This is a genomic window from Robertmurraya beringensis, assembly GCF_042433785.1.
Lineage (GTDB): Bacteria > Bacillota > Bacilli > Bacillales > Cytobacillaceae > Robertmurraya_A > Robertmurraya_A beringensis.
The window spans coordinates 157,852-182,695 of sequence record NZ_JBHLUU010000015.1 but is presented as its reverse complement, the minus strand read 5'-3'; the positions used below and the strand labels follow the sequence as shown (position 1 = coordinate 182,695).

Genomic DNA, 24,844 nt, shown 5'->3' with positions numbered 1-24,844 from the left:
ATTTACATACAATTACAATTATGACAAGTGTTTTGTGAAGGAAATCTTATCGTTTGGAGGAGAACAATGAAATATTTTGATTATGCTGCTACTTGTCCACTGGACCCTGAAGCTGCCTCAGCATTTGTTAAAGCATCAACTGAGTATTATGGAAATTCTCAAAGCCTACATGATATAGGGAGTCGTGCATCCACCTTACTTGAAGGCTGCAGGGAGGAGATTGCAAGATTACTAGGTGTAAAGAGTGAAGGAGTTTATTTTACCAGCGGAGGTTCTGAAGGGAATTTTCTTGCGGTTCAATCTCTTTTATCTCAATCATCAAAAAAGGGAAAGCATATTATCACGAATATTGCTGAACACTCCTCTATCCATTCATCCTTAAAAATGTTAAAAGGCTATGAGGTTACTGAATTGCCCTTAATGGAAAATGGAATGATTGATGTACAGCAGTTTCAGTCCGCTATTCGTGATGATACCGTCCTTGCTTGTATACAACATGTAAATTCTGAAATTGGGACGATACAGCCACTAAATGAAATTGGAACGCTTTGTAAGGAAAATGGAATTCTTCTACACAGTGACTGTGTACAATCCTTCGGGAAGTTGGATGTAGAAGCGATTTCTCCATTCGTAGATAGCCTTGCGATCTCAGGTCATAAAATATATGGACCCAAAGGAATAGGTGCTTTATATATTTCACCATCCATTCCATTTGATTCATTTTATCCAAACACATCACATGAGCGTGGAATGAGACCAGGAACAGTGAATATTCCTGCAATTGTTAGCATGGTTACAGCTGCTAATAAACAAGTAAGAAACATGAATCACAATGATGAACACATAAAATCTTTACGCGAACAATTTCTCACCCAACTAATGGACGTAAGAGATGAGATCATTGTTCATGGCCATGCAAATGCTCAGTTAGCATCCATACTAGGTCTCAGAATAAAAAGACTTGAAGGCCAATGGGTGATGCTAGAGGCTAACCGCAAAGGATACGCAATCTCTACTGGAAGTGCCTGCCAAGTGGGACGAACTTCCCCTTCTAAAACCATGCTAGCTCTAGGTATTAATGATAAGTCGGCAAAAGAGTTCATTCGTATATCATTTGGGGTTCATACAACGGAAGCAGATGTCAAAGGGTTGGCACGAACAATGATTTCAATCATCCAGGAAGCGCCACAGCGTGATAATCAAATAACAAGTATGGTAAAATAATTGTAGTGTTAACAATAAGGGAGACGTTTAAAATGAATGAGAAAAAGATATTAGGAGAAAACCGTCGTGAGCTCATTCTTGAATGGCTAAAATCAAGTGCTGCACCGATAACAGGAGGAGAACTCTCAACAAGAACGAATGTTAGCAGACAAGTAATTGTTGGAGACATAACGCTTTTAAAGGCCAAAGGAGAGCCAATTATGGCAACAAGCCAGGGCTATTTATATCTCTCCAATCAAGCGAATGATGCACCGATTTATCGAACCATTGCCTGTTCACACCCACCTGAGCAGACAGAAGAAGAATTAAATTTGCTTGTTGATCATGGAGTTACTGTCAGAGACGTAAGAATTGAACATCATATATACGGAGATTTGACAGCATCGATCATGGTGTCAAATCGTAGAGAAGTAAAGCAATTTTTAGAGAAGATGCAATCAACCAAATCTTCCTACCTCTCAGAGTTAACAGGAGGCATTCATATTCACACCATCTCCGCACCATCTGAGCATATCCTTGATCAAGTCGAAGAAGCACTGGACAAAGCAGGTTTTCTTATTGATCGAAAATAAAAACCCCTAGTTGCCCGTTAGCAACTAGGGGTTACGGTTCTGCATTTCTTATCTTATTTCATGAAAATACGGATAGCTACCAAGCACCGATACACTACAACCGAGCGCTTCTAGTTCGGCAATCGCACCTGGAATGAGAACCTCGTCCATTTTTTCCTCAATATCAATGATAAAAAAGTAATTTCCCAGTCCCGTCTTCATTGGACGTGACTCAATTTTTGATAAATTTAATTTTCTCCATGCAAAAGCAGATAGCACTTGATGTAGGGCACCTGATCGGTCCGTAGGCAATGTAACCATTACAGTCGTTTTATAACCTTTGACTTCAATGGTGCTTGGTTGAAGTGGGATGTTTTTCTTTGATAGTACGATAAATCTTGTATGATTAAAGTCATAGTCGTGTATATTATCTTTTGCAATCGCTAGTCCATATTCTTTAGCAGCTAGCTGATTAGCAATAGCCGCTACGGTTTCATCCGGATGTTCGATAATATACTTCGCTGCAGCAGCTGTGCTCGTTGCATTCTCGCAAGGTACACCTTTTAATGATCCATGAAGGAACTTATGACATTGAGCAATCGCATGAGGATGGCTTAATACTTTAGTGACCTCCTGCCATCTCTCTTTCACAGATGGATGTACAAGTAAATGCTGCTTTACAGGAGTTGTCACCTCAGCAATTATCGGTAAATTTATTTCATGAATTAAATAATCCAATGTAATATTTACTGATCCTTCTAGTGTATTTTCAAGCGGAACAACCGTAACGTCAACCTCTTCTTCCATTACTGCATCTAAGCAATCCGGAATTGTGGCATAAGGAATTCGCTCCTCATGAGGAAACATTTCTCTTGTCACTAAATCAGTAAACGTGGCTCTTGGTCCTAAAAATGCTACTTTCAATATTCTCTCTCCTTTATTACCACAATCCATATCTCTCTTTTAATCACTTTATCACTTTAAACAAAATATGTATACAAAATGAAAAACAGGGCGGAAGCAATTATGCTCCTGACCCTAGTACTTCAACCTTCTCTACAAATTCCATCCTGCGTAATCGTGCAAGCAGTTCTTCAATTTCAATAGCCATATCCGTCGTATTTAAAGATAGTGTTACGTTGGCTCTACCTTGAAGTGGGATTGTCTGGTGGATAGTCAATACATTACAACCCGATGATGCTACCACACCAAGCAGCTGTGAAAGAGTACCCGAACGATCTTCAAGATGAAAAAACAAGGTAATTAACCGTTCTTTTACAACCGTATGGAAAGGAAAGACTGTATCTCTATATTTGTAAAAGGCACTGCGGCTCAAGTCAACTTTTTGAACAGCATCCCACACAGACTCAACTTTCCCTCGTTCAATCATTTCCTTTGCATCGAGTGTTTTTTTCATCGCTTCCGGCAGCACATCTTCACGTACTAAGTAAAACTTCTTGTCTAATATATCTTCTTCTCTCATTTTCCCCACCCCCAGGTAAAGCGCTGCGATATACTAATCTAAAAATTCGAATTCATAATCCATAAGTCTTACTGTATCACCATTTTTTGCTCCTCTTTCTCTTAACGCTTCATCGACTCCCATGCCACGAAGCTGGCGAGCAAAACGTTTAATCGACTCGTCTCTAGAGAAGTCCGTCATCTTAAACAATCTTTCCACTGCATGTCCTGAAACCACAAAGCTTCCATCTGGATCTCTCGTAATAACAAACTCTGTCTGCTCCGCTTCATGTTTGTAAAGCACGCGGTGTATTCCTGTACTCTCAAGCTCTTCCTCATGAAGTGGAAATTCAGGAGTTTGTTCAATTTTATCAGCAACCGCAAAAAGTAAATCTCTAAGTCCCTGTCGCGTAATCGCTGATATAGGGAAGATCGGATATTCATCTGTTAATTTTTCTTTAAAGGATTTTAAGTTCTCCTCAGCATCTGGCATATCCATTTTATTGGCAACGATGATTTGTGGTCTTTCAGTTAATCGTAAATTATATTCCTGTAGCTCCTTATTGATCGTTACGTAATCCTCATAAGGATCTCTTCCTTCTGTTGCAGCCATATCAATTACATGAACGATGACCCTTGTTCTTTCAATATGTCGCAAAAACTGATGACCAAGTCCTACACCGGAGTGAGCGCCTTCAATTAGTCCTGGCAAATCAGCCATTACAAAGCTTCTTCCATCCTCTGTCTCGACCATTCCAAGATTTGGAACAATTGTTGTAAAATGATACTCAGCAATTTTCGGTTTGGCAGAAGAAACGACAGACAATAACGTAGACTTTCCAACACTAGGGAAGCCAACCAATCCAACATCAGCAAGAAGCTTGAGTTCAAGAATTACATCCCTTTCCTGTCCTGGCTCACCATGCTCGGATAACTCAGGTGCTGGATTAGCTGGTGTAGCGAATCGGGAATTTCCTCGGCCGCCTCGACCACCTCTAGCAATAATTGCACGTTGTCCATGTTCAACTAAATCTGCAATAATTTCATTTGTTTCTGCGTCTGTTACGACAGTCCCTGGTGGAACTTTAACAATCATATCTTTTGAGTTTTTTCCATGTTGATTTTTGGACATCCCATGCTCACCGCGGGGAGCTTTAAAATGTCTTTGGTATCTAAAATCCATTAACGTTCGTAAGCCTTCTTCTACCACAAATACTACATCTGCACCTTTCCCACCGTCACCTCCAGCAGGTCCACCCTTTGGTACATACTTCTCACGGCGGAATGCTACCATTCCGTTTCCACCGTCTCCACCTTTTACGTAAATCTTTACCTGATCTACAAACATCTTATATCCTCCCGTCTGTCCTATGTTGTTGCTCTAAAGTAATGAGCCTGATAGAAGTTGTCATCACATGACGAGAATCGAATAATCCAATTATTCCTCATATGGTAAGAATACCTGTAACGAAAATTCCTGTTCCGAACATTCATGAACGATTACTTCTATTAATGTTTCTTTTCTTTCGAAAAATTCTACAAGACCTGTCCTATTTTTTATTATTCCACTAAAATCCAAAAAGAAACAGGCTGCCTTTTGCTGCCTTTCAATTGTAATTGAGAGATGATTCTCAGCAAACTCCTGAACTGTCTGCTGTAAACACTCAAAAAAAGAGGTTATCCAGTTCAGTGCCAAACTATCATTAATTATGTTTTGGTTGTCGGTAGATGCCTCGAGCACTTCATAATCTACCTGAAAAGAGAAGTTGTTCCAGTTGCAGGTAAGAAGGAGGGCAGCAAGCTGTGGTGTATGTAATTGAGAGAGACGAGCCTCATTTTGTGCCTCAATAACAATTTCCTGAATGATTTCGTTTACCCTGTCGTATTTATGTAAAGATAAGTTACCTTTTATGAGCTGTACTTTATTTAACCAATCGTGACGAGAGTGACTCAGCAACTCAACCGTCGTCCAATCTCTATTCATCTCATGCACTCCTGTACCAATTTCGTTATCAGTCAGAAAACTGCTTGTTTTTAGTATAGCAAAAAAGAAAACCTTGGTAATAGCTTTATGATTAAAAAAACTCTAACCTAATGGTTAGAGTTTTTTCTAAAAGAATTAAGCTTCTTGAGCTACAGGGTATACGCTCACTTGCTTACGGTCACGTCCTAGGCGTTCGAATTTAACAACTCCGTCCACTTTCGCGAATAGAGTATCATCTCCACCCTTACCAACGTTAACACCTGGGTAAATCTTAGTGCCACGTTGACGGTAAAGGATTGAACCACCAGATACGAATTGACCATCTGCACGCTTAGCACCAAGGCGCTTTGCATGTGAATCACGACCGTTCTTTGTAGAACCTACTCCCTTTTTAGAAGCGAAAAACTGAAGATCTAATCTTAACATTATTGTCCACCTCCTACTTTTTGAAGGTAATTTTTACATATTTCCCGTAATCTCTCTCAATCGTTTGTAGTGAAACGACCATGCCTTCTAGCAGTAGCTGAACCTTCTCCTGTATGTCCTTAGAGAGATTGGTAGGAAACACACAGCGGAGAAATCCACCATCTCCTTGCTCAATTTCGGGTTCAACACCTGTTAACGCAATAACTGAGTTAATAGCACCGAATGAAACGGCAGAGACACCGGCACAGACGATATCGTCCCCTCGGTTAGCAAAGAGAGCATGACCGCTCAATGTAAACGACTTTATGTGTCCAGATTCAGTACGATAAATCGTCGTTTGAATCATCTTAGACCGCCTTACGCGTTGATTTTTTCAATGACAACTTTTGTGTATGGTTGACGATGACCTTGCTTTTTGCGTTGGTTCTTCTTCGCCTTGTACTTGAAAACAATGATCTTCTTAGCGCGACCTTGCTTTTCAACTTTAGCTGTAACAGTAGCACCCTCAACAACTGGGCTTCCTACCTTTACGCTTTCTCCACCAACGAATAAAACCTTGTCAAATGTAACAGTTTCGCCTGCTTCAGCGCTTAGCTTTTCAATGTAGATAGTTTGTCCTTCTTCTACCTTTACTTGCTTTCCGCCTGTTTCAATAATTGCGTACATGAACTGCACCTCCTTATAAACTAAGACTCGCCATCACAGGCGCTTTTCTAGAGAAAGACTTATAACCTGATCTGCGCGGTTGTAGCACGGGTGCTACAAACATAACATAAACGATATTATCATATTTTTTCTCTTATTGTCAATATAAAAAAGCTCACGGTTAGATGAGCTTCGTTATTTTATAGAAAGGTTTATTGTTCGCTATGTTAATAAAACGAATGTTTGCCTGAATTAATTCTTCCATTCTTTTTAGATGTTTTCCTTCCAAGCCAGAAAACACATCTTTTACAGCTTCCGTCGTTTCAATGGTAACAGACTCATAATCGGTACCTCTTAGCTCCCAAAGCTCTCGTTCCAGCTTGAAGGCGACCGTTTCTGCACTTAGTACACTCCCAGTCCCATCGCATACTTTACATTTTTCTGTTAAACCTTCAGAAAGTGCTACTTTTGTTTTTTTTCTAGTAAGCTGCATGATACCTAGCTGTGTAAATCCAACCATTTTTGTTCGTTTATGATCCTTATTCAAAGCTCTTTCCAGCTTCTTCCGCACTATTTCTTGGTCATTTACATCCTTCATATCAATAAAATCAATTAGAATAATTCCACCAATGTCTCTTATTCTTAATTGACGTGCAATCTCTTCAGCAGCTAGCTCATTCGTCTTAACAACCGTATCTTGAAGATGATTTTTCCCTGAATACTTTCCCGTATTCACATCAATAATGGTAAGAGCTTCCGTTTCATCAATGACTATATACGCACCATTTGACAGCCAGACGACTCGTCTTAATGCTTTTTCAACGGATTCTTCAATCCCATAAGCGGAGAATATATTTTGTTTGTCATGATGATAAATAATATCACATACTTGATTATTTAAATCTGCTAATAATTTTTCCTTTAGGCTGGCATCATCAATTACAATAGCTGCAGACTCCAACTTTTTTAGTTCTTCTCTTAGCTCCTTAATAAAATGCTCACTTTCGTGAACAATCAAAGGTTTCTTTACCATTTTTATAGATTTTGTGAGTTCACCATATTGAATTCGCAACTGGTGAAGCTCTGTTTCAATTTCCTCCCTATTTGCCTCCGTACATGATGTACGAAAAATGAGCCCTTCATGCTCTTCTTTCAGCTCATGCCCTATTTGACGCCAGCTTTCTCTTTGCTGTGGATCTTCTATTTTTCTTGATACAGCGACGTAAAAGCCATTCGGCAAATACACAATGTTCTTTCCGTTAAGCTCGACAATACCTGTTAAACGTGGTCCTTTATCGCCGCTTGCATCTTTTTCCACCTGAACAAGGAGTCTCTCCCCTTGGTGGACAAATGAGCTAATCCCTTTGCTCTCTTTTATCGTCTTATCCTCTTTTGATGATAAAAATGAAACGAGCTTGTCTCTATGTAAGAACCCTTGTTTTTCTTCTCCAATATCAACAAAAGCAGCATGTAACCCTGGCATGACTTTCGTTACTGTACCAACATATATATTCCCAACGAGCGACTGCTGCTTTGGTTGTTCAATATACAGCTTCTCAACTTTTTGATCCTTGAGTATCGCATAGCGTTTTTCTCTACCTAAATAATTCACAATGATCTTATCCAACATCTATTCCTCACTTTATCAAAACATCACCTTTATTATCATAGTTCAATATTGATAAAGCAAATCCTTCATTCTTGCCATCAAAAGTTTATCAGCAAAGTAAGCATGTAACACTTCGTTTTCATCTAACAATCTTTTCTCCTGTGCATCATTCTTAATGATAATCGGATGCTTACAGCCTCTTTGAAATCTTTCAAGTACATGAATAACCAACTCGTCCTCTTCCACGTTTAATGGAATGAGTGTTCCAAACGTGTCCTTTTTCCCGTAATAGCGTTCCAGTAGAAATCGAACAAACACATACCTTCTTTGCTTCCATTCATAATACAATGAAAACAAAAGAAACGAGATGATAATCCAAACATTAAGATTTAAAGGCTCTGTCACTAAAATGACCGCACTAAATAATCCTAAAGCAATGAAAGAAAGAAGAAGTGTTTGTTTAAATGCCTTTGGAAATGGCTTCTTGATAGAAAGCCATAAAAAAACGAACTTCCCACCGTCTAATGGCCATATAGGTAGTAAATTAAATAAAAATATCATCAGATTATACTGTAGAAACATGGAGAACAAATGGTCATTTACAAATCCCACTTGATGAAGTAAATAAGCAACAGCAACAAGCCATATATGTTGTACAGGTCCAGACAATACAACGATCGCTTCTTCTCTAAGCGGTCTGTTTCCGTGTTCATCCATCTCTGCAACCCCACCGAATGGAAGCAACGTGATTTTTTTAATTCTCCATGAAAAATAGGAAGCAGCTACCCCATGGCCTAACTCATGTGTAAAGATAATGATTAAGAGGAGAAGAAGTTCATAAAAATGACCTGTCACTACAGACAAAGCCACAACTACCCACAAAAGTGGATGAATATAAATTTTTGAAAAAAGCTCCATTATTTTATTCAACCTGAATCACCTGGAAAGGGTCTATAAATTCATTACCTTCTTTTAAGGCAAAGTAAAACGAACCTTTTTCCCCATCCCCACTATCCCTGGCTGTTCCAATTTCTTTCCCTTTCTCGATATATTCATAAAGATTAACCGAAATGTCATCAAGATTCCCATACCAAGTCTCACTCTTATCACCGTGCTGAACAATAACCGTCTTACCGAATCCCTCTTTTACACCGGCAAATTCAACCATTCCACCACTCATCGCGGAAACGGCTGCACCTTTAGGTGTTTCAATGGTTACCTTTTGTCCGTCTTCGTCAAATTCCTCTAGAATCTTCCCTGATGCCGATAGAGCATATGGCTGTGATTCCTCTTGCACTTCTTCCGTTTCTTTATTTGTAAACGGTAAGAGTGCAAGAGGCTTTCCAAACTGCTCTTCGTACCAGTTTGCTACTGTCGTAAATTGAAAATCCTTCTCCATGTTTATCGATACAAATTCTCTAACACTCTCAAATCTAGCGTCATTGTTTCTAAAAATAATCGCGATTAAGAACACCAAAATAGTTGACGCTAATATTTTAAAGATAAATACTTCCTTTTTAAAAAGTGGATGAAGCTCTTCTTCTTTCCCACTTTCATATGTGGGAATCCGATCATATCCGTGTGTTTCTTCCGTTTCTGGCAGCAACAGTCTTGAATGAGCCACGGTCTGTGTAAGCCTGTCCCTTTCCCTTTTTCGCTTTGCAATACGTTTACGAATCTCATCCGGTCTAGCCCTCATGGTTTCCCCACCAATCCTTTTTATGTTTTGTACAAGTTTATGTGCAAAAGGACAAACCTATGACAAGACAATTCAATTACAAGGACAAAGAAACCAAAAATAAAAACCGAGAAAAATCTCGGTTTTACTTAACACCAAAAAACTTTTTAATTTTAGTAAATACACCCTTATCACTATCATCAAGCTGTTGGAGAGGTATGGATTCGCCTAGTATTCGGCGTGCAATATTTCGATAAGCAATTGATGCTTTTGAATTAGGATTAAGTGCGATTGGTTCACCATGATTAGACGCTTTAATCACTTCGTCATCATCTGCCACTATTCCAATTAAATCAATAGATAGGTGTGCGGTGATTTCGTCTACATCAAGCATATCTCCATTTTTCATCATATGGCTGCGTATACGATTAATCACGAGCTTTGGCGCCTCCACATTTTCTTCCTTTTCCAGTAGTCCGATGATTCTGTCCGCATCCCGAACAGCTGAAACCTCAGGTGTAGTTACAACAATAGCTTTATCCGCACCTGCAACTGCATTTTTGTAACCTTGCTCAATTCCCGCCGGACAGTCAATAATAATATAATCATAGTCCTGCTTCAAATTGTTAATCAATGTTTTCATTTGTTCAGGCTGAACTGCCGTTTTATCACTAGTTTGTGCTGCTGGAAGCAGGTAAAGTAGATCATCAAATCTCTTATCTTTAACTAACGCTTGATGAATCTTACAGCGACCTTCCACGACGTCAACTAAATCGTAAATAATTCGGTTTTCAAGTCCCATCACAACGTCTAAGTTTCTCAATCCAATATCTGTATCAACAAGGCAGACACGCTTCCCTTGTAAGGCTAGTGCAGTACCAATATTTGCAGAAGTAGTCGTTTTCCCTACTCCACCTTTTCCTGAAGTTACAACAATGGCTTGTCCCATTTTAGCGTCCCCCTTTCAGCTTCGTTAAGTTTGGTCTTAGCTGAGATAATACTTGCAATCTATCAATAACAATTTGATCATTTTCATCAATATAGGCACATTCCATCTCCCGTCTCTCCTTGTCTGTTCCATAATCAGGAGCACGGTTAATGCAATGACTTATTCTAATTTGTGAAGGATTCATTACTGAGGCAACAACGACTGCCTTTGAATTTCCAAAGCATCCTGCGTGAGCAATTCCCTTTAATGCTCCTATAATAAAGATATTCCCACCGGCTCGAACCGTTCCACCAGGATTTACATCTCCCACCAAAAGCAAATCACCTGGTGTTTCTAGTACTTGACCTGAACGAATAACTCTCGCTACTGGGATGATCTCATTTGCCGCTATTGCTAGATCAGCCTCTTCCCTTGTCATTACATTTGATTGAATTAATTCAACAACTAAATTCTTTTTTTGGCGTATTAAATTTTTAATTTCTTCTTGCTGTTCTTCTGTCAAGTATCGGTTACCTACTTGAACTCGTACGGATATTAAAGGTCGATCCTTGTTAGCTAAAGAATTTTCGGTTAATTTGGAATCTAATTCCTTTTTTAATTCTTCATAGGAGCAAAGATCATCTAAGTGTAACGTTAATCCATCCTTTGTTCCTTTAATTAGCACATTTTGTGTCTTCTTCATGTTAAGTTGGTCACCTCAATAGAAAAGCATCCCTCGATGTAAAAAAACCTAAGTATAAAAGCTCAACGAAATAAACTAACATATATCTTTATATTATTTCGACCTTAAGCCCCAGAAATCCTTTTTAAATAGAACTGATTTTTTATTCATTTCTAAGTTCCTCTGCATACTTATCAAACTGTCGTTTAAGAGGAAAGGAAACCAAAATCGTAAACACTAAATTTAGTATTAAGGTCGGATAAAGCCTCTCCTGTAAGAAAGTTTGAAATGCCATTTCGGTTACTTTTAATAAATAGTTTAACTCATACACACCAAGCTCTAGTAGGATAATTCCCACCATAGATGTTAATGAAACTACAACGAGATGATTATGTATAAGCTGCATCGTCTTTGAAACAAAATAAGCAATAAGTGGGTACAAAAAGAAATAAATCCCAATTACTTCTGTATAAACAATATCAAAGAGCAGCCCAAAAATAGCCGCATACAGAATCCCTTGTTTCTTTCCACCGTAAACGGTTAAAAACAAAAGAACTACTAAAAGAAAATGAGGGACGATGATGCGATCACTATTAAAAAGCTGCGGAGAAAAAAGTTCAACAAACAGACTCTCTAGTATGAAAAAAAATAACACAAAAATAGGAAGAAGGAGTTTTTTCACAATTCCTCCTCCTCTTCGCTAGTAATATCACTTAAGTCAGGTGCTTGTGTTTTCACAGTGACAACCATAACATGACGGATATCATAAAAGTCAGCACCTGGCTCCACGTAAGCAGTTTGATTTAAACCAAATTCATCTGGAACGACTTCAACTACTTTTCCAACTGGCAAGTTTTGTGGAAATACTCCTCCTAGTCCTGAAGTAGTAACAATTTGGTCTTTCTCTATTTTTGCATCATACGGTAGTCTCTTTAGTTTTAGGAGCTTCCTTTCCTCATCATAACCTTCAATAGTCCCGTATGTTTCTGTTTCACCTATAATTTTTGCAGAAATTCGATTGGTTGGATCATTTGCACTTAATAGCTGAATGGTCGAAGTGAACTGACTCGTGCTTTTTACTTTTCCAATTAGCCCATTTGCAGTAATAACCGCCATATTTTGTTGGATACCGTCTTGTTTCCCCTTATTAATAACAAGTAGTTCATGCCATCTTTCAGGGTTTCTACCAACAACGATTGCTTGGACAGGATCAAACGCACTTAAATCTTCCTTATTATCAAGAATCTCGCGTAGTTCTTTATTCTCTTTTGCTAGCGTTTGAACATCTACCTCAAGTTGCACTAACTCGTCTAATCGAGCTTTTAATTCCTTGTTCTCTTCATATGTATTTTGCAAATCTCTTACATTCTCAAAGAAACCTGCTACATAATTGGTAGGACGCGAAAAGGCTGATTGTACCCATCCTGTCGTATCTTTAATAAATTGTTCAGGCCATGTTAACTTCTCTCGCTCTCTTATAGAAAAACCGATTAATGCCACGAGAATGATGATGCTAACTAATAAAATGATAAGGCGTTTATTTGATAAAAATTGTGGCATTTCTTACACCTCAAGTGAAAATATTCCCACACAGGGGTATTCCCTCACTCCTTAAGGAGTGAGGGAAGGTTAGATTGCTTATCGTGTTTCTGAAGCTTTATTTTTAAAAAGATGAATATGATCTAGAGCTTTTCCTGTACCTATTGCCACACAATCTAGTGGGTTTTCAGCAATGAGGACTGGCATATTTGTTTCTTCACTAATTACTCGGTCTAAATTGCGAAGGAGCGCACCTCCACCTGTAAGGACAATCCCACGATCCATAATATCTGCAGCAAGCTCTGGTGGAGTTTTTTCCAATGTCAGCTTAACTGCATCGACGATTGCATATACTGTATCATGAAGCGCCTTCGAGATTTCCTCTGCTCTAATTTCAATCGTTTTCGGTAGTCCCGTTAACAAATCACGACCGCGTATTTCCATATTTTCAATTCCTTCTGGGTCACCCGCACTTCCAATTTCCACTTTAATCGTTTCTGCTGTACGATCACCGATCAAAAGATTGTACGTTTTTCGAATATAATTAATAATGGCATCATCCATCTCATCCCCAGCAATGCGAATGGATTGACTTGTCACGATGCCCCCTAATGAGATAATGGCCACTTCAGTTGTCCCTCCGCCGATATCGACAACCATGCTGCCAGTAGGCTCCCATACAGGAAGATTTGCTCCGATTGCAGCAGCAAATGGTTCTTCTATTGGGTATGCATCCCTAGCACCCGCTTGACGAGTTGCATCTATTACTGCTCTTTGTTCAACAGCCGTTATCCCTGATGGTACACATACCATTACATAAGGTTTGCCTGAAAAGAAGCCCTTGCTTTTGTTTGCCGAATTTATGTAATATTTCATCATCGTTGCAGTTGTTTCATAATCAGCAATAACTCCGTCTTTCATTGGTCTAAGAGCTACCACATTACCAGGTGTTCGACCAATCATATTTTTCGCATCGTTCCCTACAGCTACAATATGTTTTGTATCTGTTTGTAGTGCAACAACAGAAGGTTCTCTTACAACAATCCCTTTTCCCTTTACATACACAAGCGTATTTGCTGTTCCTAAATCAATTCCAAGATCTCTTGTTCCTATTCCAAACATGAAGTATCTCCCTTTCTCATCCAAATCGTACGAATAAAGTCATCCGTCTAATGGTTTGTCCAATATGGAATTTCACTTTTTCTAGTCAAAACTATTTATTATGAATTCATCTTAGTAATTTCATTGCAAAAAAATCATAAAGCTTATTATATCGCATCGTCAAATAAATTCATAGTGTCATAAATAGCCTTTTTCCTTTAAACTAACAAATTTATTTTCCCCAATAATTAAATGATCAAGAATCTCAATACCTAATATTTTTCCACATTCCGCTAGTCTTTTCGTAACCTCAATATCCTCCTTGCTAGGAGTAGGATCGTAGGGTAGGAGAAAAGCGCCATCCAAGTAGCTACGGTTTCTTCTCTCCTCCCGCAGAACCGTACGTACACCTTTTAGCGTATACGGCTCGCCAGCTACAAGGCTTAATATCTCAAAAAGGAAAACTCAGATAATTTAATAAATGGATATAAACTTTCTACTTCTCCTTCTGCTTTCACTTTTATACAAAGATCTCCTTGTTTATATGATTTCATTTCAAGACTAACTTTGTTAATGGAGCACTTTCTTTTCATTGCTATTGTCCTAATATAACTGCCTCTAGCTAATGAGAATAGTTTCGAAAAGTCATGCCAATTATTTGCTCCTCGATAATCCAAAACGAACTTGCTTAATTCGGCATGGTAGACCCGCATGATTTTTCGTTCAGAGAGGTTGATCAATCCTGGGCGAGGCATAGGAAGAAAGCCTTCAATCTCTCCATATTTTTTGGACAGTCTCTTTAGTGTAACGTCAGGTATTTTGAAAAGAAGAGTGTTAGTCTGTTTACACCTTTTCATCTCATAACCACATACTAAAACCGGTTTCTCAAGATTGGAAAGGTAAAGGGAATATTCTTTGTTTGCGTATAAAAGTTTTGAGCTGAAAAATAGTTGAATCTCATTAAAAGCATGAACTGCCTCGTCTTTAGATCCCTTAAATGTCATCAAGAAATGGTCAACCTCTTGTATATACTTGAACGTTCCTATGCTAGTATTTGCCTTTTTTACTTTATTCAACTTCAACCTCAAAAATAAATCCACTTCTTGAAAATAAATAGAGTAAAGAATTGATATGAGAGTTGCACCTTTATTTGAAGTAGTTTTATCGATTATCCCGGAGAATATTGCATGATGAAGGAGGAGTAAGAAACGTCGGTCACTCACCTTATTTTCAATATTTTTCAGGAGTAGATGGTACCAAACAGAAGTCTTCTTTTGATTTATACCCCCATAAATCAACCAGGTTTGGTCATTCCAATTTCTTTTTACCTCTTTGAGAGATTGATTCAGAACATCCTTATTAAGGTGAGTTTCTTTAAATATGGTTGTAAGAATGACCTTAATCACCTCGAGGACCATTAACTCTCTATAAGAGGGAGGCTGCAACCTATCCCTATGATTTTCGAATCGAAACGTTCCCTTTTTAAGTTTTAAAATGATTTCATCCACTTCTTGTATATGAACTTCATTTAAAGTTTTCAAATCATATAATTGTTTATGAGCCTTTATCCATAAATCACTCTTATACATAAGACGATAGCAATCAGTAATTTGTTTCCCTTTTTGTAAAGCCTTTTTCAAAACGTCTAATTGTTGAAATGGATTAATTGCCATGTTCATGACACCTTTCAATGGACGAATAGTAGCCTGTCACCCTTCCCCTTGCTAAGCCCATTACAGGCAAACGTTGAGTAATATGGTGACTCCGTTACCTTATACAACCTTAGTTGCACTTAGGCAATCCCTGAATTATGCAGCATAATAGAGCGTGATGGTTAGGTACCCCTTTTGACGTTTTACTCTTTACCTGAGTATAGAAGGACAATCCTTACAATCATAAAAAGTCAGGAGAACTTCTCCGATATTGTCCTCGTTACCTTTTAGCTATCATAAGTAACGGCGTACCCTTCGCTCCTCCGTCTAGGATTCAAGCAGTCTAGCCTTTACCATACACCACTTGGTCTGAGAAACTGACTCGATATGATAGCTAATCGTCTCTTTCCCTTTTCACATCATGCTTTTTTCCCTTTACAGGTTTCCCTTTCAGGTAAGATGCTGACCATAGAACCATGTAAGGAGTTCTAATTCTTTTAGAATGCTATTATGCGGCACCTTACAGGCGCACTCCTGATGGGTGATTATGTGCACAAATTACAGAAGCCGCTGAACGTTTTAATGCTTCCTTGTACACCTCGCGAGGATGAACGATGGAAGCATTTAAGCTCCCAATAAAGACAGTTTTTTTGTGGAGGACTTGATTTTTGGTATTAAGATAGAGACAAACAAAATGTTCTTGACTAAGGAATCTCATATCCTGCATCACATACTTAGCACCATCCTCAGGTGAACGAATGACATACCGATCATCATAATTCAAGTTTGTTATTCGCCTCCCTATTTCTACGGCAGCAAGTACTTGAACAGCTTTTGCCATACCTATCCCCTTTATCTGGGTCATTTCATCTAAGGTTGCTTCTTTTAGGAGCCTAAGTCCTTCAAAATGATTTAATAATCGATTAGCCAATTGAAGAACGGACTCTTCTTTTGTTCCCGTTCTCAAAAGAAGAGCAAGTAGTTCATGGTTTGAAAGGCTTTCAGGACCACTTTGAACAAAGCGCTCCCGGGGACGTTCTTCATGGGGATAATCCTTAATCATTAGTGTTTCTGTTCGCATTTCGTACCTCCTAATATTTTATGGGAGGTCGACGTCGAACCTTCATCACCTAAAAGGTTTTAATTCGCGGACAAGGCGTGCTACCGGTAATCCTACGACCGTAAAATAATCACCTGCAATTCGTTTCACTAATGTGCTACCGAATCCCTGTATACCGTAGCTACCTGCCTTATCGAACGGTTCTCCAGTACTTATATAGGAGTGAATTTCTTCGTCAGATAACTCCCAGAATGTTACATCAGTCTGTTCATAAAAAGTCGTGGTACGAGCAGCTGATACAATCGCTACTCCTGTATAAACAGAATGTGTGGTTCCAGATAATTTCCTTAACATCTCAAAAGCTTCGGTTGGAGTTTTAGGCTTTCCTAAAACTTCACCATCTGCAACAACAATCGTGTCTGCACCAATGACAATTGATGAAGAATGATTTTTTGACACATGCTTTGCCTTACGGTCTGCTAAATTAATTACTACTTCATGTGGTGCAAGTTCGGAATGAAAGGTTTCATCCACATCACTTGCTTTTACCTCAAACGGGATTTGAAGAATGGATAACAGTTCCTTTCGTCGAGGAGAGGAAGAGGCTAAAATGAGGTTTTGCATAAGATCACCTTACCTTTTAATTTGGATCATTGGGGAGATACCTTTATATCGTAACAAAAAATAGGAAGTCAGTCATTTTTTAAATGGACATTTTTTCTAAAAAAATATAAAAAAACAGAGCTTGTCAATGGATTGACAAGACTCTGCTATTTTCTCGCCATTTCCCGGAAAATATCCGAAAATGTCGATATTTTTATTTTTCTGATTGGTATAAGGACAAAAAGCTTAATAAATGCTCCTGAAGCTCCGTGCTCTTTTCTTTTGATGGGTTTAAAGCAATAGTAATAGCTTTGTCTAATTCTTCTTTGATCTGAATCATTCTTTCACTTTTAAGATCCTTATTATTAATCTTATCCCACTCGACTTTCATTTGTGTGACATTGGTTGAAGCTTCTTCAGGAATGGTTTGTTCCAGCGTAAGACTTGTACTAATTGTCACTAGTGGTGCATATAATTGTGATGCCTGCTCAAGTAGCTTTTGCTCCATACTGGTGATCTCGTTTAGTTGAATGCCACCGACTTGTATTTCTTTTACATAAATATCAATGCCTTTTTCCGTTAAACGCTCACCAATTGCTTTACCACTTTCCTTCGTAACACTAATGCCAACTAGAAGATAACTTCTATCAGTTGTCACGACTGATGTGGGAATTCCTTTTTGATCTAGAACTTTCTTGTCTTCATTTGCTGCTTCAACTGAAGAATAAGCACTTTCTTGGACAACAAAAGTAGAAACAACCGGTAATGTATAACTGACTACATTCGCCTGTTCGCTTTGTTGTTCAGTAGGGGGAACCGTCGTAACTACTTCTTGTCCTCCAAGGGTCTGGTCAGTAATGACAAGTCTCAAGAGGATAAATCCAAAGCTCATCCCTATGATAACGGCAAAAAAGAGGGCAAAGAAAATAGAAGGAGAGAGATTATTTTTATTTTTCTTAAGGGATTTGATCACGCTCTTTCCCTTAGTTGGTTTGCTTGTATAGCTAGCAATCTTGTACTCCTCTAGTTCTGGTTCCTCACTTGTGTCTGGTAGGATCCAGTCAAAGTCTTCCTCATCCTTTTCAGCAGAAGCCGCTGCTACTTCTTCATAATTCGGTTCCTTAATACTTGGCTTTTCTACTGGCCGTCTATCGAATTCTAGTTTTCGACCATCATCTTCGACAAAAGTTTTACTAGAAGTCATTTTTTCTGGTTTTGATTTCTGCTTATTCTCTTGATACGTTCTTGATTTACCATCAATTTTTATCGTGATAGTATTTTTTTTCTGGTTTTCCACTACATTTGCCTCCTTCGAAGATGAGTGCTTGTTTCATCCTATCATAGAGTACAAAAAAAATAACAAGACTTTTGTCGTCTTGTCATGGAATGATTTCGCCAAATTTCTTGGTTATTTTTGTGATTTCTATTTTATTTTACGTATTGAGCTACTCTATTTCTCCCCGCGCGCTTTGCTCCTACATATAACGCACGGTCCGCGTGTCGTATTAATGATTGAGGATCGTCTGCATCATCTGGGGATGTAGCTACTCCAATAGATGCTGTAATGTTTACTAGCAATTTTTTATTATTCTCCGAAATATGTTGTTCGAGGGTAAATGGCCAATTAGCAATGGTTAATCGTACAATCTCAGCTAGCTTGAATGCCTCTTGCTTATCAACATCAGGTAATAGAATTGTAAATTCCTCTCCACCATATCTCGCAACTGTTCCCTTTTTTCCAACCAAATTCTCTAATCGAGTAGCTAATTCTCTTAATATTTCATTTCCACTTTGGTGACCATATGTGTCGTTTACTGACTTAAAATGGTCGATATCTAATAAAATGAGAGAGATTTTCTTCCTTTCAGCAGCCATCAACTTCTTGTACTCTGCTTGCAGCTCATTATCTAAGTATCGATAGTTGTATAGATTGGTAAGTGCGCATCGCTCACTTATTTCTTTTGTCTTCTCATAATGTCTCGCATTCTCCACAGCTACAGCTAAGTAAGAGCATAAAATTTCAAGAATCATAAGCTGGGACTTTTCGTATGCCCTTTTTTCAGATGAAGCTAGCAATAAAACCCCAACTACTTCGTTGCTTTTAACAATCGGAACGCAAAGTACACTTTCCATATCAGAGGATAAAGGTTCCTTTGATATAGGTTTCCACTCTTTGCTGCTCGAGAAAATAAGGGCATTTTTATCTGCCCAAACCTTCCCACCAATTCCTTCCTCTTTTTTTAAAGGTTTCATGGTTTCGAAGGTTCGGAATTCACCATGATTACTTTCCATCCGAATAATATGCAATTGACCATTCTCTTTATCCAACACATATGCTTCATCCACTGGAAGAAGGGTCTTTAATTTTTGTAAAAAAAGTTTCAGCACCCCATCCACATCAAGTCTTTCCGCAAGCTCATGCCCAATCTCAGCCGCTTTTTGGAGATAACTATTCACCTTTTCAGTGGAGTAGTAGAGGTTTAATATGATTGAAAGACTAGCAAACGGCACTCCAACAAATAATAGAGCCACAACGCCAACCTCGATATATAACGTGTAGAGAACGAGCCCTATAGGCAAAGTAAGAATAGATGTAATCGTCTCCCAAATAAAATCCTTACCAAAGTACTGCTGTTTTTGCTTAAACAAGGCATATCTAATACCAGATAGAATCAACTGATTGAGAGCATAATTTACGACAGCGTAAATGATTGCTATCAGTAAAAGCTTCGGATTCTCTACCAAAGTAAGGCCGTGTACGCCACCTAATGCATAATAAATCATTCCACTGAGAACCGAACAAACAAAAAACATAAGTGAATTAAGGGGAAAGCGATATAATTGCTGTTTGGTAACACGAAGTTTAATTAATAGGACAATGATCCCCAATTGCACAAGAATCATTTCATAAAATAAACCAAAAGTTAAAAACACCGCCAATGAAACCCATTGAATAAGAAAAATAGGCGTATTATTTACGACCATCGGAACGGATGCAACGAAAGAGATTAACAAAAAAAAGGCAAATAAATCAAAATCCACCCCACTTATAAATGGTGGGAAAAAGGAATATGCTAAATAAAACCCAATTGGAACAATTGATAGCCATAATATCCATATGATTTTTTTTGCTTTTGGTTCCATTTCCTCCCCCTCCTTTATTAATGGGCGAAAAGACTTACTTTATGTTAAGTTTATCAAAGATTCAGATATTTGTCATAGATTTATATTACATCGTTTCTAGTAGTTTTAGTAATTTTGGTTTTACCTCTGCTAAAAAGTATAGAGAACCTGTAATGATAAGTACTTGGTTTTCCCTCAGATGGACTAATTGCTCTTCAATACTTGTCTCCCAATTCATATTTTCAGTTTTATTTTCAGACAAACTAATCGAATAGAGTTCCTTACTAGTTGCTGCGCGTGGAAAATCAAAGGATACGAAAGTGATTTGTGAGGCGATAGCATCAAGCTCTTGAATCATTCCATCTAGTTTTTTATCTCTTAATGCGGCAAAAACGATGTGAATTTCCTTATCATGGTAGCGTTTTTTCACTTCACGGACCAATGTGTGAATTCCCTCTTCGTTATGAGCTCCATCAATAATAACCGTCGGGTAGTTATTTATCACTTCAAATCTCCCTGGCCAATAGGCTTTTTTGATGCCCTTCCTAATGGACGTGGAGTCAATAACAAATTGGCTTTTATCATTTAATAGATGAGCGGCCATAATCGCTAAAGACGCATTTTCGATTTGATGTTTACCTATCATCGATATTTGAATACAAGACCAGTTTTGATCACCCATCTTCCAATCAAACTCTTCACCATTTGCTATTGATTGATGATTTAAAACAAGAAACTCTTCCCCTAATACAAAACAATCTGCATTCTCTACTGAAGCCTTCTTTTTTATTACTTGTAACGCTTCCGATTGATGAACAGCTGTAATGATGGGAACACCGGATTTAATAATTCCCGCTTTTTCAAAGGCGATTTTCTCATGCGTATCACCTAAGATGGCAGTATGGTCAAGACCAATACTTGTAATAATGGACAGAAGAGGGTTTATTATGTTTGTTGAGTCAAACCGTCCACCGAGGCCAACTTCATATAGCACGATATCAACAGAGCTTAACTGACCAAAAAATACGAGCGACATAGCAGTTATAACCTCAAACTCCGTTGGTCCCCCAAGTTCCGTTTGCTCAAGTTCATCACTTAAAGGTTTTATAACATTGACTAAACGTACAATATCATCATTGGATATAGGCTTACCATTCACACTAATTCGTTCATTAAATTGCTCAAAATACGGTGAAGTAAAAGTGCCAACCGAATAACCCTGCTCTTCTAAAATGGATCTTAAAAAAGTAACGGTCGAACCTTTTCCGTTCGTCCCCCCAATATGTACGGAGTGAAAATGTTTCTCTGGATGACCAAGCCTGTCCATCATCCATTCCATCCTTGAAAGCCCCGGCTTGATTCCGAGCCTTAATCTAGCATGAATCCATGCCACTGCTTCTTCATAAGTCAAAAACATGATGATTCACCTTTCATAATAGAGTGAGGACGAATCTATTGTAGATTCGTCCTACTAACATTACAGTCCTTTTAATTCATTTAAACGCGCTTCTACTAGCGCTCGTTTTTCCATGTAGTCTTTCTCTTTTGCACGCTCTTCATTAATTACTTTTTCAGGTGCCTTCTTTACAAAGCCTTCATTGCTGAGTTTCTTTTGAACACGTTCAACCTCCTGGGTGAGCTTAGCGTATTCCTTTCCTAGTCGAGCAATTTCTTCCTCTATATTTAGCAGCCCAGCTAGCGGAAGAATAATTTCTGCTCCTGTTACAACAGCTGTCATCGCCTTCTCTGGCTCATCAACTACCGTTCCAATGACTAATTCTTCCGGATTACAGAAACGTTCAATATACGCACGGTTCTTTTCTAACACAGCAGAGATATTGTCATCTTTACCTTTTACAATCATGTTGATCTTTTTGCTTAAAGGAGTATTTACTTCTGCACGGATATTTCGAACAGAACGGATAATCTCAACCAATAGCTTCATATCGGAAGCAGCTTGATGATCAGTTAACTCCTCGTTTACTACAGGCCATGTCGCAACCGTAATTGACTCTCCTTTATGAGGAAGGTTCTGCCAAATTTCCTCTGTAATAAAAGGCATGAATGGGTGTAGAAGTCTCATCGTTTGATCAAGTACGTAAGCTAATATAGATCTTGTTGTTAACTTTGCCGCTTCATCCTCACCATAAAGTGGAAGCTTTGCCATTTCAATATACCAATCACAGAAGTCATCCCAAATGAAATTGTATAGCACACGACCAACTTCACCAAACTCATATCGATCGGATAGTCTTGTTACCGTTTCAATGGTTTCATTTAATCTTGTCAAAATCCATTTATCTGCTACAGACTTTTCATCACTCAAGTCAATTTGTTCATACGTTAATCCGTCCATATTCATTAATGCGAAGCGTGAGGCATTCCAGATTTTATTAGCAAAGTTCCAAGTAGCTTCTACCTTTTCCGTGCTATAACGTAAATCTTGTCCCGGAGAGCTTCCTGTTGATAAGAAATAACGTAATGAATCTGCGCCATACTTATCAATTACTTCCATCGGATCAACACCGTTGCCAAGTGACTTACTCATTTTGCGCCCTTCAGCATCTCGAACAAGTCCGTGGATAAGAACATCTTTAAATGGACGTTGTCCTGTGAATTCCAAGCCTTGGAAGATCATTCTTGAAACCCAGAAAAAGATGATATCGTAACCAGTTACAAGACAATCGGTTGGATAGTAACGCTTATAATCACTTGATTCGATATCTGGCCAGCCCATCGTCGAAAACGGCCAAAGAGCAGAACTAAACCATGTATCTAATACATCCTTATCCTGTTCCCAGTTTTCAATATCTGCAGGAGGCTCATGATCAACATGTACCTCTCCAGTTTGTTTGTGATACCACGCTGGAATACGGTGGCCCCACCAAAGCTGACGAGAAATACACCAGTCACGAATATTTTCCATCCAGCGAAGGTACGTGTTCTCAAATCGGTCAGGAACAAAATTCACTTTTTCATCTTTCTTTTGTAGAGCAATTGCTTCATCAGCTAGAGGTTGCATTTTAACAAACCACTGTGTTGATAAATATGGTTCAACTACTGCACCACTTCTTTCTGAGTGCCCAACCGAGTGCATATGCTCTTCAATTTTGAATAATACGTCATCTGCTTGTAGGTCTTTAACGATTTGCTTACGACACTCAAATCGATCTAACCCTTGATATTTACCGGCATTTCCATTCATCGTACCGTCTTCGTTCATTACAAGCACACGTTCAAGATGATGTCTATTTCCGATTTCAAAGTCATTCGGGTCATGTGCCGGGGTTATTTTAACTGCTCCTGAACCAAATTCCATATCTACATAGTCGTCACCAACGATTGGTATTTCACGGCCAACAATTGGCAATATAACTGTTTTTCCAATCAAGTCCTTATATCTATCATCCTCAGGGTGTACAGCAACTGCTGTGTCTCCAAGCATGGTTTCTGGTCTCGTAGTTGCTACTTCGATGAATCCTGAGCCATCACTTAATGGATACTTCATATGATAGAAAGCACCTTGAACATCCTTATAAATAACTTCAATATCAGAAAGTGCCGTTTTCGTAGCTGGATCCCAGTTGATGATATACTCTCCACGATAGATAAGTCCCTTTTTATATAATGAAACGAAAACCTCTCTTACTGCTTTCGATAATCCTTCATCTAGCGTAAAACGCTCTCTACTGTAGTCTAGACCGAGACCTAGCTTTGACCACTGCTCACGAATATGACTCGCATACTCTTCTTTCCATTTCCAAGTTTCTTCCACAAAAGTCTCACGACCAAGATCATATCGGCTCTTTCCTTCTGCACGAAGCTTTTCTTCCACCTTTGCTTGTGTGGCAATACCCGCATGATCCATTCCTGGTAACCACAATACATCATACCCTTGCATACGTTTCATTCTCGTAAGAATATCCTGCAAAGTGGTATCCCAAGCATGCCCTAAATGTAACTTTCCGGTTACATTTGGTGGTGGAATAACAATTGTATATGGCTCTTTCTTTTGGTCATTAAGCGCTTGAAAGTATTCTCCCTTTAGCCACCATTCGTATCGACCACGTTCAATCGTATTTGGGTCGTATTTGGTTGGCATGGTTAATTCATTTGTTTCCATTTATGTTCCCTCCTAAGCTAATACAAAAAAAACTCCAATCGTCTAAAAGGACGAATGGAGTTTGCTTCGCGGTACCACCTTTTTTCCAATCAATAAATAAACCATGATTGGCTCTTAAAATAGATAACGGACTTCCCGTCTTTCACTACAAAGCATAACTGTTCGTAAAAGATGCTCAAGGGCGACCTTCAATTGGAGCGCTTAGAAAACTTTTCAGACACGAGTTTTCCTCTCTTTAAGCGAGTAACCAATCTACTCTTCCCTATCAAAGCAGATTTCTGTATTGATTTATGTAAGACTAAAAATATGCCTTCATTTTATACTCCATATACTACATAAAAAAGTACGTTAACGTCAATAAGGATACCCATATTTTTTTATTACCATACATAGAGTAGTGGAAGAAGCATTTTTTACAACTTCTTTTGGTTTACATTATGAACTTAGGAGGGATT

At 38.5% G+C, this 24,844-nt stretch carries 23 protein-coding genes, 2 pseudogenes and 2 other annotated features; of the genes and pseudogenes, 2 read left to right on the top strand and 23 right to left on the bottom strand.

What is annotated here, in order from left to right; all coding sequences use genetic code 11:
* Positions 1–66: 66 nt before the first annotated feature.
* Positions 67–1,224, top strand: coding sequence for an IscS subfamily cysteine desulfurase (locus ACFFHF_RS03185; RefSeq protein ID WP_160547642.1), 1,158 nt, complete (start codon positions 67–69; stop codon positions 1,222–1,224).
* A 32-nt stretch (positions 1,225–1,256) separates the two neighbouring features.
* Entirely contained in the window at positions 1,257–1,796 is a 540-nt protein-coding gene (locus tag ACFFHF_RS03180) for a transcription repressor NadR (protein WP_160547641.1), read from the top strand.
* Positions 1,797–1,844: 48 nt separating this feature from the next.
* Here ACFFHF_RS03180 and pheA read toward each other — a convergent pair whose 3' ends face one another.
* The 23 genes and pseudogenes from pheA to ACFFHF_RS03065 form a co-directional block, all read right to left on the bottom strand.
* Entirely contained in the window at positions 1,845–2,699 is an 855-nt protein-coding gene (pheA, locus tag ACFFHF_RS03175; protein WP_160547640.1) for a prephenate dehydratase, read from the bottom strand.
* Between the two features lie 100 nt (positions 2,700–2,799).
* A complete protein-coding gene (gene thrR, locus ACFFHF_RS03170; protein WP_160547639.1) occupies positions 2,800–3,258 on the bottom strand; it encodes a transcriptional regulator ThrR in 459 nt (152 codons plus the stop codon).
* Between the two features lie 33 nt (positions 3,259–3,291).
* On the bottom strand, positions 3,292–4,584 hold the full coding sequence (obgE, locus tag ACFFHF_RS03165) for a GTPase ObgE (protein ID WP_160547638.1): 1,293 nt from the start codon (positions 4,582–4,584) through the stop codon (positions 3,292–3,294).
* A gap of 90 nt (positions 4,585–4,674) precedes the next feature.
* Positions 4,675–5,220: a Spo0B C-terminal domain-containing protein gene (locus ACFFHF_RS03160; protein WP_160547637.1), complete on the bottom strand. Its 546-nt coding sequence runs from the start codon at positions 5,218–5,220 to the stop codon at positions 4,675–4,677.
* Positions 5,221–5,355: 135 nt separating this feature from the next.
* Positions 5,356–5,646, bottom strand: a complete 291-nt coding sequence (rpmA, locus tag ACFFHF_RS03155) for a 50S ribosomal protein L27 (RefSeq protein ID WP_160547636.1) — start codon at positions 5,644–5,646, stop codon at positions 5,356–5,358.
* A gap of 13 nt (positions 5,647–5,659) precedes the next feature.
* Positions 5,660–5,992 carry a ribosomal-processing cysteine protease Prp gene (locus tag ACFFHF_RS03150; RefSeq protein ID WP_160547635.1) on the bottom strand — a complete coding sequence of 111 codons (333 nt, stop codon included), beginning with the start codon at positions 5,990–5,992 and terminating at the stop codon, positions 5,660–5,662.
* 11 nt (positions 5,993–6,003) lie between these two features.
* Positions 6,004–6,312 (bottom strand): 50S ribosomal protein L21, encoded by a 309-nt coding sequence (gene rplU, locus ACFFHF_RS03145; protein ID WP_160547634.1) that lies wholly within the window; start codon positions 6,310–6,312, stop codon positions 6,004–6,006.
* A 13-nt stretch (positions 6,313–6,325) separates the two neighbouring features.
* Positions 6,326–6,403 (bottom strand) — a sequence feature (ribosomal protein L21 leader region).
* 69 nt (positions 6,404–6,472) lie between these two features.
* Positions 6,473–7,921: an Rne/Rng family ribonuclease gene (locus ACFFHF_RS03140; RefSeq protein WP_160547633.1), complete on the bottom strand. Its 1,449-nt coding sequence runs from the start codon at positions 7,919–7,921 to the stop codon at positions 6,473–6,475.
* A gap of 42 nt (positions 7,922–7,963) precedes the next feature.
* Positions 7,964–8,830 (bottom strand): M50 family metallopeptidase, encoded by an 867-nt coding sequence (locus tag ACFFHF_RS03135; RefSeq protein WP_160547632.1) that lies wholly within the window; start codon positions 8,828–8,830, stop codon positions 7,964–7,966.
* Positions 8,823–9,599 carry a peptidoglycan DD-metalloendopeptidase family protein gene (locus ACFFHF_RS03130; protein ID WP_160547631.1) on the bottom strand — a complete coding sequence of 259 codons (777 nt, stop codon included), beginning with the start codon at positions 9,597–9,599 and terminating at the stop codon, positions 8,823–8,825. Before ACFFHF_RS03130 ends, ACFFHF_RS03135 begins: the two co-directional genes overlap by 8 nt.
* 124 nt (positions 9,600–9,723) lie before the next feature.
* Positions 9,724–10,527 carry a septum site-determining protein MinD gene (minD, locus tag ACFFHF_RS03125; protein WP_119709270.1) on the bottom strand — a complete coding sequence of 268 codons (804 nt, stop codon included), beginning with the start codon at positions 10,525–10,527 and terminating at the stop codon, positions 9,724–9,726.
* A gap of 1 nt (position 10,528) precedes the next feature.
* Complete coding sequence (minC, locus tag ACFFHF_RS03120; RefSeq protein WP_160547630.1) at positions 10,529–11,209, bottom strand: septum site-determining protein MinC; 681 nt, start codon at positions 11,207–11,209, stop codon at positions 10,529–10,531.
* A 142-nt stretch (positions 11,210–11,351) separates the two neighbouring features.
* Entirely contained in the window at positions 11,352–11,870 is a 519-nt protein-coding gene (mreD, locus tag ACFFHF_RS03115; protein WP_340904771.1) for a rod shape-determining protein MreD, read from the bottom strand.
* A complete protein-coding gene (gene mreC, locus ACFFHF_RS03110) occupies positions 11,867–12,748 on the bottom strand; it encodes a rod shape-determining protein MreC (protein ID WP_160547629.1) in 882 nt (293 codons plus the stop codon). Before mreC ends, mreD begins: the two co-directional genes overlap by 4 nt.
* Before the next feature lie 78 nt (positions 12,749–12,826).
* A complete protein-coding gene (locus tag ACFFHF_RS03105) occupies positions 12,827–13,849 on the bottom strand; it encodes a rod shape-determining protein (protein WP_160547628.1) in 1,023 nt (340 codons plus the stop codon).
* Between the two features lie 177 nt (positions 13,850–14,026).
* Positions 14,027–14,167, bottom strand: a pseudogene (locus tag ACFFHF_RS03100) (JAB domain-containing protein); the annotation flags it as partial.
* A 104-nt stretch (positions 14,168–14,271) separates the two neighbouring features.
* The gene (locus tag ACFFHF_RS03095; protein ID WP_160547626.1) at positions 14,272–15,501 is read right to left on the bottom strand and encodes a hypothetical protein; all 1,230 of its coding nucleotides are present in this window, start codon (positions 15,499–15,501) and stop codon (positions 14,272–14,274) included.
* A gap of 511 nt (positions 15,502–16,012) precedes the next feature.
* Positions 16,013–16,561, bottom strand: a pseudogene (radC, locus tag ACFFHF_RS03090) (RadC family protein); the annotation flags it as partial.
* 45 nt (positions 16,562–16,606) lie between these two features.
* The gene (locus ACFFHF_RS03085) at positions 16,607–17,164 is read right to left on the bottom strand and encodes a Maf family protein (RefSeq protein ID WP_340904775.1); all 558 of its coding nucleotides are present in this window, start codon (positions 17,162–17,164) and stop codon (positions 16,607–16,609) included.
* Between the two features lie 193 nt (positions 17,165–17,357).
* Positions 17,358–18,440 carry a hypothetical protein gene (locus tag ACFFHF_RS03080; RefSeq protein ID WP_160547623.1) on the bottom strand — a complete coding sequence of 361 codons (1,083 nt, stop codon included), beginning with the start codon at positions 18,438–18,440 and terminating at the stop codon, positions 17,358–17,360.
* 131 nt (positions 18,441–18,571) lie between these two features.
* Positions 18,572–20,287 (bottom strand): sensor domain-containing diguanylate cyclase, encoded by a 1,716-nt coding sequence (locus tag ACFFHF_RS03075; protein ID WP_340904778.1) that lies wholly within the window; start codon positions 20,285–20,287, stop codon positions 18,572–18,574.
* Between the two features lie 85 nt (positions 20,288–20,372).
* Complete coding sequence (locus ACFFHF_RS03070; RefSeq protein ID WP_160549790.1) at positions 20,373–21,683, bottom strand: bifunctional folylpolyglutamate synthase/dihydrofolate synthase; 1,311 nt, start codon at positions 21,681–21,683, stop codon at positions 20,373–20,375.
* Between the two features lie 60 nt (positions 21,684–21,743).
* On the bottom strand, positions 21,744–24,389 hold the full coding sequence (locus ACFFHF_RS03065) for a valine--tRNA ligase (RefSeq protein WP_377057587.1): 2,646 nt from the start codon (positions 24,387–24,389) through the stop codon (positions 21,744–21,746).
* Between the two features lie 43 nt (positions 24,390–24,432).
* Positions 24,433–24,667, bottom strand: a binding site (T-box leader).
* Positions 24,668–24,844 lie beyond the last annotated feature (177 nt).

Coding starts and splice junctions, on each gene's coding strand:
- rpmA (WP_160547636.1), bottom strand. CDS start 5,646: ATGTTAAGATTAGATCTTCAGTTTTTCGCTTCTAAAAAGGGAGTAGGT.
- ACFFHF_RS03075 (WP_340904778.1), bottom strand. CDS start 20,287: ATGGAACCAAAAGCAAAAAAAATCATATGGATATTATGGCTATCAATT.
- ACFFHF_RS03130 (WP_160547631.1), bottom strand. CDS start 9,599: ATGAGGGCTAGACCGGATGAGATTCGTAAACGTATTGCAAAGCGAAAA.
- obgE (WP_160547638.1), bottom strand. CDS start 4,584: ATGTTTGTAGATCAGGTAAAGATTTACGTAAAAGGTGGAGACGGTGGA.
- mreC (WP_160547629.1), bottom strand. CDS start 12,748: ATGCCACAATTTTTATCAAATAAACGCCTTATCATTTTATTAGTTAGC.
- ACFFHF_RS03140 (WP_160547633.1), bottom strand. CDS start 7,921: ATGTTGGATAAGATCATTGTGAATTATTTAGGTAGAGAAAAACGCTAT.
- thrR (WP_160547639.1), bottom strand. CDS start 3,258: ATGAGAGAAGAAGATATATTAGACAAGAAGTTTTACTTAGTACGTGAA.
- ACFFHF_RS03150 (WP_160547635.1), bottom strand. CDS start 5,992: ATGATTCAAACGACGATTTATCGTACTGAATCTGGACACATAAAGTCG.
- ACFFHF_RS03095 (WP_160547626.1), bottom strand. CDS start 15,501: ATGGCAATTAATCCATTTCAACAATTAGACGTTTTGAAAAAGGCTTTA.
- ACFFHF_RS03160 (WP_160547637.1), bottom strand. CDS start 5,220: ATGAATAGAGATTGGACGACGGTTGAGTTGCTGAGTCACTCTCGTCAC.
- ACFFHF_RS03105 (WP_160547628.1), bottom strand. CDS start 13,849: ATGTTTGGAATAGGAACAAGAGATCTTGGAATTGATTTAGGAACAGCA.
- ACFFHF_RS03070 (WP_160549790.1), bottom strand. CDS start 21,683: ATGTTTTTGACTTATGAAGAAGCAGTGGCATGGATTCATGCTAGATTA.
- ACFFHF_RS03065 (WP_377057587.1), bottom strand. CDS start 24,389: ATGGAAACAAATGAATTAACCATGCCAACCAAATACGACCCAAATACG.
- minD (WP_119709270.1), bottom strand. CDS start 10,527: ATGGGACAAGCCATTGTTGTAACTTCAGGAAAAGGTGGAGTAGGGAAA.
- ACFFHF_RS03185 (WP_160547642.1), top strand. CDS start 67: ATGAAATATTTTGATTATGCTGCTACTTGTCCACTGGACCCTGAAGCT.
- minC (WP_160547630.1), bottom strand. CDS start 11,209: ATGAAGAAGACACAAAATGTGCTAATTAAAGGAACAAAGGATGGATTA.
- ACFFHF_RS03180 (WP_160547641.1), top strand. CDS start 1,257: ATGAATGAGAAAAAGATATTAGGAGAAAACCGTCGTGAGCTCATTCTT.
- rplU (WP_160547634.1), bottom strand. CDS start 6,312: ATGTACGCAATTATTGAAACAGGCGGAAAGCAAGTAAAGGTAGAAGAA.
- ACFFHF_RS03085 (WP_340904775.1), bottom strand. CDS start 17,164: ATGCAAAACCTCATTTTAGCCTCTTCCTCTCCTCGACGAAAGGAACTG.